At 74.5% G+C, this 12,520-nt stretch carries 11 protein-coding genes; 9 read left to right on the top strand and 2 right to left on the bottom strand.

All coding sequences use genetic code 11. The annotated features are described in order from the left end of the window. The first annotated feature begins 117 nt into the window (after positions 1–117). Positions 118–1,725: a 3-hydroxyacyl-CoA dehydrogenase gene (locus AMK27_RS18065; protein ID WP_079188495.1), complete on the top strand. Its 1,608-nt coding sequence runs from the start codon at positions 118–120 to the stop codon at positions 1,723–1,725. Continuing rightward, positions 1,722–2,315: a TetR/AcrR family transcriptional regulator gene (locus AMK27_RS18060; protein ID WP_073908600.1), complete on the top strand. Its 594-nt coding sequence runs from the start codon at positions 1,722–1,724 to the stop codon at positions 2,313–2,315. Before AMK27_RS18065 ends, AMK27_RS18060 begins: the two co-directional genes overlap by 4 nt. A 240-nt stretch (positions 2,316–2,555) precedes the next feature. Here the strand turns inward: AMK27_RS18060 and AMK27_RS18055 are convergent, their stop codons facing one another. After that, positions 2,556–3,158 (bottom strand): Lrp/AsnC family transcriptional regulator, encoded by a 603-nt coding sequence (locus AMK27_RS18055; RefSeq protein WP_107425605.1) that lies wholly within the window; start codon positions 3,156–3,158, stop codon positions 2,556–2,558. 177 nt (positions 3,159–3,335) lie between these two features. Here AMK27_RS18055 and pdhA point away from each other — a divergent pair, with 177 nt between their 5' ends. The 7 genes from pdhA to AMK27_RS18020 all read left to right on the top strand — a co-directional run bounded on the left by pdhA (position 3,336) and on the right by AMK27_RS18020 (position 11,791). Then, entirely contained in the window at positions 3,336–4,496 is a 1,161-nt protein-coding gene (pdhA, locus tag AMK27_RS18050) for a pyruvate dehydrogenase (acetyl-transferring) E1 component subunit alpha (RefSeq protein WP_073908597.1), read from the top strand. Continuing rightward, complete coding sequence (locus tag AMK27_RS18045) at positions 4,496–5,560, top strand: alpha-ketoacid dehydrogenase subunit beta (protein WP_073908594.1); 1,065 nt, start codon at positions 4,496–4,498, stop codon at positions 5,558–5,560. The genes pdhA and AMK27_RS18045 overlap by 1 nt, the downstream gene beginning before the upstream one ends. Beyond that, the gene (locus AMK27_RS18040; protein ID WP_241847532.1) at positions 5,560–6,978 is read left to right on the top strand and encodes a dihydrolipoamide acetyltransferase family protein; all 1,419 of its coding nucleotides are present in this window, start codon (positions 5,560–5,562) and stop codon (positions 6,976–6,978) included. Before AMK27_RS18045 ends, AMK27_RS18040 begins: the two co-directional genes overlap by 1 nt. Before the next feature lie 259 nt (positions 6,979–7,237). Further along, positions 7,238–8,146 carry an NTP transferase domain-containing protein gene (locus tag AMK27_RS18035; protein WP_073908588.1) on the top strand — a complete coding sequence of 303 codons (909 nt, stop codon included), beginning with the start codon at positions 7,238–7,240 and terminating at the stop codon, positions 8,144–8,146. Next, entirely contained in the window at positions 8,143–9,534 is a 1,392-nt protein-coding gene (locus AMK27_RS18030) for a molybdopterin molybdotransferase MoeA (protein WP_073908585.1), read from the top strand. The genes AMK27_RS18035 and AMK27_RS18030 overlap by 4 nt, the downstream gene beginning before the upstream one ends. Further along, positions 9,531–10,616 (top strand): potassium channel family protein, encoded by a 1,086-nt coding sequence (locus AMK27_RS18025; protein WP_073908583.1) that lies wholly within the window; start codon positions 9,531–9,533, stop codon positions 10,614–10,616. Before AMK27_RS18030 ends, AMK27_RS18025 begins: the two co-directional genes overlap by 4 nt. Positions 10,617–10,804: 188 nt before the next feature. Next, positions 10,805–11,791 (top strand): NAD(P)H-quinone oxidoreductase, encoded by a 987-nt coding sequence (locus AMK27_RS18020; protein WP_073908580.1) that lies wholly within the window; start codon positions 10,805–10,807, stop codon positions 11,789–11,791. 140 nt (positions 11,792–11,931) lie between these two features. Here the strand turns inward: AMK27_RS18020 and AMK27_RS18015 are convergent, their stop codons facing one another. Beyond that, a complete protein-coding gene (locus AMK27_RS18015; protein ID WP_015034799.1) occupies positions 11,932–12,480 on the bottom strand; it encodes a bacterial proteasome activator family protein in 549 nt (182 codons plus the stop codon). Positions 12,481–12,520: the final 40 nt, after the last annotated feature.

The raw sequence follows: 12,520 nt of genomic DNA, 5'->3' as shown, positions 1-12,520 counted from the left end.
CCAACTCCTCGTCGAGCTGGGCAGGGAGACACGTACGGAGTTAGAGTAACCGAACGATCGGTCGGGACAAGGGGGCCTGTCGATCCTGTGGAAAACCCATCGGGGAGGATCACTCCTATGAGCGCCAACGTGACCGTCAGGGGGAGCGACGACGTGACCGCCAGTGGGCCTGCCGCCGCCGTGGAAGCATCCGAAGCCGCCGCCGGAGGGGCCCCGGGCCCCGTCGGGCGGGACCGGACCGTCGCCGTCGTCGGCACCGGCACCATGGGCCAGGGCATCGCCCAGGTCGCCCTGGTCGCCGGCCACCCCGTGCGGCTCTACGACAGCGCCCCCGGCCGCGCGGAGGAGGCCGTGGCCGCCCTCACCGCGCGCCTCGACCGCCTCGTCGAGAAGGGGCGTCTCGACGCCACCGCGCGCGCGGCGGCCGTCGGACGCCTGTCCGCCGCCCGGGACCTCGGGGAGCTCGCGGACGCGGCGCTCGTCGTCGAGGCGATCGTCGAACTGCTGCCCGTCAAGCAGCAGCTCTTCGCCGACCTGGAGAAGGTCGTCGGCGACGACACGGTCCTCGCCACCAACACCTCCTCGCTCTCCGTCACCGCCATCGCGGGGGGCCTGCGGCTGCCCGGCCGCTTCGTCGGACTGCACTTCTTCAACCCGGCGCCGCTGCTCCCCCTCGTCGAGGTCGTCAGCGGCTTCGCCACCGGGCCGGACGTCGCCACGCGCGCGTACGAGACGGTGAAGGGCTGGGGCAAGACCCCGGTGCGCTGTGCGGACACCCCCGGCTTCATCGTGAACCGGGTCGCCCGCCCCTTCTACGCGGAGGCGCTGCGGGTCTTCGAGGAGGGCGCGGCCGACCCGGCCACCATCGACGCGGCCCTGCGCGAGTGCGGCGGCTTCAGGATGGGCCCGTTCGAGCTGACCGACCTCATCGGCCAGGACGTGAACGAGGCCGTCACCCGGTCCGTGTGGGAGTCCTTCCACCAGGACCCGAAGTTCACGCCCTCGCTCGCGCAGCGGCGGCTCGTGGAGTCGGGGCGCCTCGGCCGCAAGACGGGCCAGGGCTGGTTCTCGTACGCGGAGGGCGCCGAGCGGCCCGAGCCGCACACGGCGGCGCCGGCGGAGGCGCCGAAGAAGATCGCCGTACTGGGCGACCTCGGGCCCGCCCAGCCGCTGATCGGGCTCTTCGAGGCGGCGGGGATCGCCGTCCGGCGCAAGGGCGGCCACGGGTACATCCAGCTGCCCGGCGGCGGCCGGCTCCTGCTCGTCGACGGAGAGACCTCCTTCGAGTACGGCACCGACGAGATCGTCTACTTCGACCTGGCGCTGGACTACGCGCGCGCGACCCGGATCGTGCTCTCCACCCGGGAGGGGACCTCGGACGAGACCCTCGCGGAGGCGGTCGGTCTCTTCCAGGCGCTCGGTAAGCAGGTCTCCGTGATCGGCGACGTCCCCGGCATGATCGTCGGTCGCACGGTCGCCATGCTGGCCGACCTCGCCGCCGACGCCGTCGACCGCGGTGTCGCCACCGCCGAGGACGTGGACACGGCCATGCGGCTCGGCGTCAACTACCCGGCCGGCCCGCTGGAGTGGGCCGGGAACGTGGGCCACGCGCGCGTGAGGGACCTCCTCGACGCGATGCACGACCGCTACCCCACGGGCCGGTACGCGCCGAGCCTGGGCACGGCACGCCGGGGGCACGCCGAGGACGCGGAGGACTCCCGATGACCACCGCGAGACGCGACACCTACACGCCCGAGACGCTGCTCTCGGTCGCCGTGCGGGTCTTCAACGAGCGCGGCTACGACGGCACGTCCATGGAGCACCTCTCCAAGGCGGCCGGGATCTCCAAGTCGTCGATCTACCACCATGTGTCCGGCAAGGAGGAGCTGCTGCGGCGGGCGGTCAGCCGGGCGCTCGACGGGCTCTTCGCGATCCTCGACGAGCCGGAGGCCGGCCGGGGCCGGGCCGTCGAGCGGGTCGAGCACGTCACGCGCCGCACGGTCGAGGTGCTGATCGCGGAGCTGCCGTACGTGACGCTGCTGCTGCGGGTGCGCGGCAACACCGGCACCGAGCGGTGGGCCATGGAGCGGCGGCGCGAGTTCGACCACAAGGTGGCCGATCTGCTGAAGGCGGCGGCCGAGGAGGGCGATCTGCGGGCCGATGTGGACATCCGGCTCGCGACCCGGCTGCTCTTCGGAATGATCAACTCGCTGGTGGAGTGGTACCGGCCGCATCCGGACGCGACGGCGGAGCGCGAGCAGCTCGCCGAGACCGTCGCGCGCCTGGCGTTCGACGGGCTCAGGACGGCCCGCTGAGGGGCCGGGCCCTGGGGAAGGCCGCCGGGGCCGGAATGGCCCCGCCGGGTGGCTCTGGGGGCGCGTTGGGCCGGGTCGGCTTGGGCCCCGGCCGGTTCCTCAGGGCCTGAGACGGCCTGAGGGGTCCATCGGGCCTGGATCGACGATCCCACGAGTCTGTGGAGCGGAGGACGGCCCCTCGTCGGGGCCGTCCTCCGCCGTGCCGGGACCCCGCCCTTCGCCGTCTCGGGGCCCGTGTCGTCAGGCGTGCGGGTCCGTGTTGAGGTCCGTCTCCTCGAACACCAGCAGCGTGCGCGTGGACAGCACCTCGGGGATCGCCTGGATCCGGGTGAGCACCAGCTCGCGCAGGGTCCTGTTGTCCGGCGTGTGCACCAGCAGCAGGACGTCGAAGTCGCCGCTGACCAGCGCGATGTGCGTGGCCCCCGGCAGCGCGCCGAGCTGCTCGCGGACCGTCCGCCAGGAGTTCTGGACGATCTTGAGCGTGATGTAGGCGGAGGCGCCGTGGCCCGCCCGCTCGTGGTTGACCCGCGCGCTGAAGCCGCGGATCACCCCGTCGTCGATGAGCCGGTTGATCCGCGCGTAGGCGTTGGCCCGGGAGACGTGCACCCGCTCGGCGACGGAGCGTACCGAGGCGCGACCGTCCGTTTGCAGCAGTCGCAGGATGTCCCGGTCGATCGCGTCCAGCGGGCGTGCCGGAAGGGCGCCCGTCGGCGTGCCGATCGGGGCGCTCAGGGCCTCGCCGGGCACCTCGCTCCCGGTCCCGCGGAGCGCGCCGCCCGGGTCGCCGCCCGGGTCGTCGTCCGGAGCCCCGCTCCGGTCGACGGCCATTTGTTCATCCGCCATGTGCCCCCGCCTCTCTCCGGTGGACGACCTGTACTCATCCCAGGCTGTGGAGAACCGTTTGTCCACAGGCTGAAGGTGCCTGTAGCCAAAATGCCTCCACGACCGAACAATCGGTAGGTGAGGCGCGCCACACTCGCGCCACCCGCCTTCGGGTCTTATGCCCGCTCCCACGAGGAGGTGGACTCGTTGCAACAGCGCAGTTCGACAGTCCAAGAGCCGCCCGGTGCCGTTCCCGCCTACCGGCCGACCCCGCCGCCGGCCTGGCAGCCGCGTACCGACCCCACCCCGCTGCTGCCCGACACCGAGCCGCTGCGCGTGCTCGGCACGGACGCCGTGGCCGACGCCGATCCCGCGCTGCTGCTCCGGCTCTACGCGGAGCTGATCCGAGGCCGCCGGTACAACACCCAGGCCACCGCCCTCACCAAGCAGGGCAGGCTCGCCGTGTACCCGTCCACCCACGGCCAGGAGGCGTGCGAGATCGCCGCCGCCCTCGCCCTGGAGGAGCGGGACTGGCTCTTCCCCTCGTACCGGGACACCCTGGCCGCGGTCGCCCGCGGCCTGGACCCCGTGCAGGCCCTGACGCTGCTCCGCGGCGACTGGCACACCGGGTACGACCCGCACGAGCACCGCATCGCGCCGCTCTCCACGCCGCTGGCCACCCAGCTCCCGCACGCGGTGGGCCTCGCCCACGCCGCCCGGCTCAAGGGCGACGACGTCGTCGCGCTCGCCATGGTCGGCGACGGCGGCACCAGCGAGGGCGACTTCCACGAGGCGCTGAACTTCGCGGCCGTCTGGCAGGCCCCCGTGGTCTTCCTCGTGCAGAACAACGGCTTCGCGATCTCCGTGCCGCTCGCCAAGCAGACCGCCGCCCCGTCCCTGGCCCACAAGGCCGTCGGATACGGGATGCCCGGCCGGCTCGTCGACGGCAACGACGCGGTCGCCGTGCACCAGGTGCTCACCGAGGCCGTGGCCCGAGCGCGGCGCGGCGGCGGCCCCACCCTCGTCGAGGCGATCACGTACCGGATCGACGCCCACACCAACGCCGACGACGCCACCCGCTACCGCGCGGCCGGCGAGGTCGAGACCTGGCGGGCGCACGACCCGATCCTGATCCTCGAACGGGAACTGACCGAGCGCGGCCTGCTCGACGAGGACGGCAGGCGCGCGGCGGCCGAGGCCGCCGAGACGATGGCCGCGGAGCTGCGCGAGCGGATGAACGCCGACCCGGTGCTGAACCCGATGGACCTCTTCTCGCACGTGTACGCGGAGCAGACCACGCAGCTGCGGGAACAGGCGGCGCAGCTGCGCGCCGAGCTCGAAGCCGAGGGTGAGGCGTGATGACGACGGCGACGACCGGATCCACGGCGGACAGGACCGCCGGGAAGGCCGGTAAGGGCGGCGGGGCCGGGAAGGCCAAGCCCGCCACGATGGCGCAGGCGCTGCAGCGCGCCATGCGCGACGCGATGGCCGAGGACCCGACCGTCCACGTGATGGGCGAGGACGTCGGCACCCTCGGCGGGGTCTTCCGGGTCACCGACGGACTCGCGAAGGAGTTCGGCGAGGACCGCTGCACGGACACCCCGCTGGCCGAGGCCGGCATCCTCGGCGCGGCCGTCGGCATGGCGATGTACGGCCTGCGGCCGGTCGTCGAGATGCAGTTCGACGCGTTCGCCTACCCGGCCTTCGAGCAGCTGCTCTCCCACGTGGCGAAGATGCGGAACCGGACGCGCGGCGCGATGCCGATGCCGATCGTCATCCGCGTCCCGTACGGCGGCGGGATCGGCGGCGTCGAGCACCACAGCGACTCCTCCGAGGCCTACTACATGGCCACCCCGGGACTCCACGTCGTCACCCCGGCCACTGTCGAGGACGCCTACGGGCTGCTCCGCGCGGCCATCGCCTCCGACGACCCGGTGGTCTTCCTGGAGCCCAAGCGGCTCTACTGGTCCAAGTCCGACTGGTCCCCCGAGGCGCCCGCCGCCGTGGAACCGATCGGCAAGGCCGTGGTGCGACGGCGGGGCACCGGAGCCACGCTGATCACCTACGGTCCCTCCGTGCCCGTCTGCCTGGAGGCGGCGGAGGCCGCGCAGGCCGAGGGCTGGGACCTGGAGGTCGTCGACCTGCGCTCGCTCGTCCCCTTCGACGACGAGACGGTCTGCGCCTCGGTGCGGCGCACCGGCCGCGCGGTCGTCGTCCACGAGTCGACGGGCTTCGGCGGGCCCGGCGCGGAGATCGCCGCGCGCGTCACCGAGCGCTGCTTCCACCACCTGGAGGCGCCGGTGCTGCGGGTCGCGGGCTTCGACATCCCGTACCCGCCGCCGATGCTGGAACGGCACCATCTGCCGGGCGTCGACCGGGTCCTGGACGCGGTGGCGCGACTGCAGTGGGAGGCGGGAAGCTGATGGCCCAGGTGCTCGAGTTCAAGCTGCCCGACCTCGGTGAGGGACTCACCGAGGCGGAGATCGTCCGCTGGCTCGTCGCGGTCGGCGACGTCGTCGCCATCGACCAGCCGGTCGTCGAGGTCGAGACGGCCAAGGCCATGGTCGAGGTGCCCTGCCCGTACGGCGGTGTCGTCACCGCCCGGTACGGCGAGGAGGGCACCGAACTGCCCGTCGGCGCGCCGCTTCTGACGGTCGCTGTGGGTGGCACGGGCGCACCGGAGGAGCTCGCGGAGGCGGCTCCCGGAGCCGCCCCCACGGTGGGGGAGACCGCTGCCGAGTCCGCCGTGTCGTCCGAGTACTCGGGCAACGTGCTCGTCGGGTACGGCACGGCAGGGCCCGCCGCCCGGCGCCGCCGAGTGCGGCACGAGAGCCACGCCGTGGCGAAGGCCCCCGCACCCGCCCCGGTCGCGGCTCCGGTCGCGGTGGCCGCCCCGGCTCCCGTCGCCGAGGCCGTCCCGGCCCACGACGGCCCGGTGCCGGTCATCTCGCCGCTCGTGCGGAAGCTGGCCAGGGACCGGGGGCTCGATCTGCGCGAGGTGCGCGGATCGGGGCCCGCGGGGCTGATCCTGCGCGCCGATGTGGAGCTGGCCATCGCGGCCCTGGAGCGGCCCGCCGCCGCGCCCACCCCGGCTGCCGCGCCCTCCCGGGTCGCCGTGCCCGCCGCGGCGCCGTCCGCCGCGGTCGCCACGGCCGGTGAGCGGGTGCCGCTGCGCGGGGTCCGCGGAGCGGTGGCGGACAAGCTGTCCCGCAGCCGTACGGAGATCCCGGACGCGACCTGCTGGGTGGACGCCGACGCGACCGAGCTGATGGCCGCGCGGGCGGCGATGAACGCGGCGGGCGGGCCGAAGATCTCCCTGCTCGCGCTCCTCGCCCGGATCTGCGTCCACGCCCTGGCGCGGTTCCCCGAGCTCAACTCCACCGTGGACATGGCGGCCCGCGAGATCGTCCGGCTGCCGGCCGTGCATCTCGGCTTCGCCGCCCAGACCCCACGCGGCCTGGTCGTCCCCGTGGTGAAGGACGCGGGGACCCGGACGGCCGAGTCGCTGACGGCGGAGTTCGCCCGGCTGACCGAGGCCGCACGGGAGTCGGCGCTCACGCCGGCGGATCTGACGGGCGGCACGTTCACCCTGAACAACTACGGGGTGTTCGGGGTCGACGGGTCCACGCCGATCATCAACCACCCCGAGGCGGCGATGCTCGGCGTCGGCCGGATCATCCCGAAACCCTGGGTCCACCAGGGCGAGCTGGCCGTACGTCAGGTGGTGCAGCTCTCGCTCACCTTCGACCACCGGGTCTGCGACGGCGGTACGGCGGGCGGGTTCCTGCGGTACGTGGCGGACTGCGTCGAGCAGCCCGCGGTCCTGCTCCGCACGCTCTGACACCGAACGCCCCGGCGGGACCTGCCCGGTCCTGCCGGGGCTGCGCGGCGTGACGGACCTGCCCCGGTCCCGGCGGGCAGGGCCCCGGCCGTCCTCCGGAGCCGCGCTCGGGCCACCTGACAAGTCGCCGGCCGCCGGCCGCCGGCTCCGGCCTCCGGACCCGTCCGCCGCCTGTTCCGCCGTCTGTTCCGCCGTGCGTGCCGTCCCACCAGGGAGACGCGCCCGACGGCGGGAAGGGGCGGCGGACCATACTGCTGGGGTGACCACCCCACATGACGCCGTCGTGCTCGCCGGAGGCGCCGCCCAGCGACTCGGCGGTGCCGACAAGCCCGGAGTACGGGTCGGAGGCCGGGCGCTCCTCGACCGGGTCCTCGCCGCGTGCCGCGGCGCGGACCGGACCGTGGTCGTGGGCGACGCCCGCCCGACCGTCCGCCCCGTCCGCTGGACCAGGGAGGACCCGCCCGGCGGAGGGCCGCTCGCCGCCCTCGACGCGGGAGTACGGGAGATCGGCGCGGGCGCCCGCGCCGGAGGCGGGACCGGACTCGGGGATGCCGGGGCCGGCGGGGCCGACGTCCTGCTCGTCCTCTCCGCCGACCTGCCCTTCCTCGACGAGGACACCGTCCACCGGCTGCTCGGGGCGCTCGCCGACGCCCCCGACGCCGAGGCCGCGCTCCTCACCGACGCCGGGGGACGGGACCAGCCGCTCGTCGCCGCCTACCGAGTCACCCCGCTCCGGCGGGAGTTGGCACGGATCGCCGAGGAGCGCGGCACGCTCGCCGGCGGCCCGCTGCGGCAGCTCACCGGTGCGCTGCGCCTGACCCGGGTCGCCGCCGGGCCGCTGGCCTCCTTCGACTGCGACACCTGGAAGGACATCGCCACGGCCCGCGCCCGCATCAGGGAGCATGGGACCGTGCTGGATGAATGGATCACCGCAGTCAAGGACGAACTGGGCATCGAGCTGGACGTCGACACCGGCGTCCTGCTCGATCTGGCCCGCGACGCCGCCCACGGAGTGGCCCGCCCCGCCGCACCCCTGACCACCTTCCTGGTCGGGTACGCGGCGGCGCGCGCGGGCACCGAGGGCGGCCCCGAGGCGGTCGCCGAGGCCGCCCGCAAGGCCGCCGCGCTGGCCCAGCGCTGGGCCGCCGAGCAGGACGAGGCGGGATGACCCTGAAGGAGCCCCTTCCGGTGGCCCCCGGAACCGCCGACGCGCGGGCCGGGCAGCCGCACCGGGCCACCGCCTGGCCCGAGGCCCGCGCCGCCGCCGCCCGCGCCGGGGCCTCCGCGCGGGCCGGCCGGGCGCCGCGCGGCGTACCCCTCGGGCAGGCGCTCGGCCAGGTCCTGGCCGAGCCGCTGCTCGCCCTCACCGACCTGCCGCCCTTCGACACCTCCGCCATGGACGGCTGGGCGGTCGCGGGTCCCGGCCCCTGGACCGTACGCGCGGAGGGCGCCGTCCTCGCCGGACAGGCGTCCGATGCCGAGGCGGCCGACGGCGAGGCCGTACGGATCGCCACCGGCGCCCGGGTCCCGGTCGGGACCACCGCCGTCGTCCGCGCCGAGCACGCCCGCACCGAGCCGGCCCCCGCCGACCCCGCACGTGCCGGGCGCGCGGTGCTGCACGCCCTGCGCGAGGTCGTGCCGGGGCAGGACATCCGGCCCCGGGGCCAGGAGTGCCGTACCGGCGACGAGCTGCTGCCCGCCGGCACCGTCGTGACGCCGGCCGTGCTCGGTCTCGCCGCGGCCGCCGGCTACGACGAGCTGCCCGTACCGTCGCGCCCCCGGGTCGAGATCCTGGTCCTCGGCGACGAGCTGCTCACGACGGGGCTCCCCCACGACGGTCTGATCCGCGACGCCCTCGGCCCCATGCTCGGCCCGTGGCTCGCGGCGCTCGGCGCCGACGTCCTCGCCACCCGCAGGATCGGTGACGAGGCCGAGGAGCTGTACGCGGCCGTCACCGGCTCCGCCGCCGACCTGGTCCTCACGACCGGCGGAACCGCCGCCGGGCCCGTGGACCACGTCCACGGCGTCCTGGACAAGGCCGGCGCGACCCTCCTGGTCGACGGCGTGAAGGTCCGGCCCGGTCACCCGATGCTGCTCGCCCGCCTCGCGGCCGAGCCCGCCCGGTCCGAGCCCGCCCGGTCCGAGCCCCTGCCGTCGGCGCCCGCCCGGGCCGAGCCCCCGCACGTCCGCCATCTCGTCGGGCTTCCCGGCAACCCGCTCGCGGCCGTCTCCGGGCTTCTGACCTTGGCGCAGCCGCTCCTGGCCGCGCTGACCGGGGCCGCGGCAGCGGCGCCCGCCCCGCCCCGCGTCCCCGTGCGGGACGAGGTGCCCGGCCATCCGTACGACACACGGCTCGTCCCGGTCGTCCGCCGTGGTGGACGCGCCGTGCCCCTGCGATTCAACGGACCGGCCATGCTCCGGGGCATCGCCGCCGCCGACGGCCTGGCCGTCGTCCCGCCCGGCGGCGCCCGCCCCGGGCAAGAGCTGGATGTCCTCGACCTTCCCTGGCCGGCGGCCGAGGGGGCCGTACCGGCCCAAGGAGCGTGTTTCACGTGAAACTTCCCAGTCGTGACGTGATGGCCCGCCACGCGGAGGAGCGGATCTCCGGCCCGCAGGTCAAGCTGCCGCGCCGGGAGGTCGAGCGGCCCCTGCGCCAGGTCGGCAAGCGGCTCCTGATGGCCCTCGGCGTGCTCGCCGTGACGGTCCTCATCGTCTACGTCGACCGCTCGGGCTACCACGACAACGCCAACGAGACGCTCGACTTCCTCGACTGCGCCTACTACGCGACCGTCACGCTCTCCACCACCGGATACGGCGACATCGTCCCGTACAGCGACTCGGCCCGGCTCACCAACATCCTGCTGATCACGCCTCTGCGCGTGCTGTTTCTGATCATCCTGGTCGGCACCACCCTCGAGGTCCTCACGGAGCGGACCCGCGAGGAGTTCCGGCTGAACCGCTGGAGGTCCACCTTGCGCGACCACACCGTCATCGTCGGCTTCGGCACCAAGGGGCGGTCCGCGATCCAGACGCTCTGCGCGACCGGTCTCAGCAAGGAGCAGATCGTCATCGTCGATCCCTCCAACAAGGTGATCGAGACGGCGAACGCGGACGGCTTCGTCGGCGTGGTCGGCGACGCGACCCGCAGCGATGTCCTGCTCCGTGCCGAGGTGCAGCGGGCCCGGCAGATCGTCATCGCCACCCAGCGCGACGACACGGCCGTCCTGGTCACCCTCACGGCCCGGCAGCTCAACCGGGGCGCGAAGATCGTCGCCGCGGTCCGTGAGGAGGAGAACGCGCCGCTGCTGCGCCAGTCCGGCGCGGACGCGGTCATCACCAGCGCCAGCGCCGCCGGGCGCCTGCTCGGCCTCTCGGTGCTGAGCCCCAGCGCCGGCACGGTGATGGAGGACCTCATCCAGCAGGGCTCCGGTCTCGACCTGGTCGAGCGCCCGGTGACCAAGAGCGAGGTCGGGAAGAGCGTGCGGGAGACGGGTGACCTGGTCGTGAGCGTGCTCCGCGGCCACCGGCTGCTCGGTTACGACGACCCCGCGGCCAGCCCGCTCCAGCTCACCGACCGGGTCATCACCATCGTGCGGGCCGTGCCGGTCACCCCGCTCAGGACGCCGCCGGAGGACTGATCCGGCCGGGGCCGGTCCGGACCGGCCCCGGCCGAGCCGGTCCGGACCGGCTGGGTCCGGACCTGCCGAGTCCGGACCGGCTGGGCCAGGACCCCCTGAGCCCGGAGGACCGAACCCGGAGGACCGAACCCGGCCGTCGGAGCCGGGAGCACCGCGCCCCGGCCGGTGCCGGGAGTAGCCTCGCCGCCATGTATGCGATCACGATTCCGGAACCCGGCGGCCCCGAGGCCCTCGTCTGGGCCGAGGTGCCCGATCCCGTACCCGGCGAGGGCGAGGTCCTCGTCGAGGTGGCGGCGAGCGCGGTCAACCGCGCCGACCTGCTCCAGCGCCAGGGCTTCTACGACCCGCCGCCGGGCAGCTCGCCGTACCCCGGCCTGGAGTGCTCGGGCCGGATCGCCGCGCTCGGCCCCGGAGTGTCCGGCTGGGCCGTCGGCGACGAGGTCTGCGCGCTGCTCGCCGGCGGCGGTTACGCGGAGAAGGTCGTCGTCCCCGCGGGGCAGCTGCTCCCGGTGCCGGAGGGCGTCGACCTGGCCACGGCCGCGGCCCTCCCCGAGGTCGCCTGCACCGTCTGGTCCAACATCTTCATGATCGCGCACCTGCGTCCCGGCGAGACGCTGCTCGTGCACGGCGGTGCGAGCGGCATCGGCACGATGGCGATCCAGCTGGCGAAGGCGGTCGGGGCGCGGGTCGCGGTCACGGCCGGTGGCCCCGAGAAGCTGGCGCGCTGCGCCGAGCTCGGCGCGGACGTCCTCATCGACTACCGCGAGCAGGACTTCGTCGAGGAGCTGGCCAAGGCGACGGACGGGGCGGGTGCGGACGTCATCCTGGACATCGTCGGCGCGAAGTACCTGGAGCGGAACGTGAAGGCGCTGGCCGTGAACGGCCGGCTCGTCGTCATCGGTCTCCAGGGCGGCGTCAAGGGCGAGCTGAACCTCGGGGCGCTGCTCGCGAAGCGCGCCGCGGTCATGGCGACGACGCTGCGGGCCCGCCCGGCGGAGGAGAAGGCGGCGATCGTGGCCGCCGTACGGGAGCACGTCTGGCCGCTGATCGGCGCGGGCACGGTCAGGCCGGTCGTCGACCGGACGCTGCCGCTGAACGACGCCGCCGAGGGCCATCGGGCGCTGGAGTCCGGCACCCACGTCGGCAAGGTCCTGCTCGTGACCCCGCGGGGCTGACCCGGCCCGATTCCTCGGGTTCGGACCCGATTCCCCGGGTTCGGACCCGGATCCTCGCCCGCGGCGCCGTCGCGGACGACGCGTGAGGGGCCCGGCACACCCAGTGCCGGGCCCCTCACGCATGCGTACTCCGCCGTGGCCTACAGGTACGGGCCCGAGCGGACCGCGTGGCCGGGGCCGCGGTCGTCGTCGTCATCGTCGTGCGACGCACCCGGCGGGAGCGCCCTGCGCATCTGCTCCAGCTGGGCGCGGGCCGCCATCTGCTGGGCGAAGAGCGCCGTCTGGATGCCGTGGAAGAGGCCCTCGAGCCAGCCCACCAGCTGCGCCTGCGCGATGCGCAGCTCCGCCTCCGAGGGGATCGCCTCGTCCGTGAACGGCAGGGAGAGCCGCTCCAGCTCCTCGACGAGCTCGGGAGCGAGCCCGTCCTCCAGCTCCTTCACGGAGCTGGCGTGGATGTCCTTGAGCCTGACCCGGCTGGCCTCGTCGAGAGGTGCCGCGCGTACTTCCTCCAGGAGCTGCTTGATCATGCTGCCGATCCGCATGACCTTCGCAGGCTGCTCGACCATTTCCGTCACCGGGACCTCGCGGGGTTCGTCGTCGCCCTGAGTGCCGCCGAGCGCCATCCCGTCCTGTCCCACGATGAGGACCTGGGGGCTCTCCTGCGACCTGTCATTCCTCGGCATCTCCATGCCGCCATTCTCTCGTACACGTGCGTCACCACGGGGTGTG

Source organism: Streptomyces sp. CB02009 (genome assembly GCF_001905825.1).
Classification (GTDB): domain Bacteria; phylum Actinomycetota; class Actinomycetes; order Streptomycetales; family Streptomycetaceae; genus Streptomyces.
Note: the sequence above shows the minus strand (reverse complement) of the source record. Positions and strands in the feature narration are given on the sequence as shown.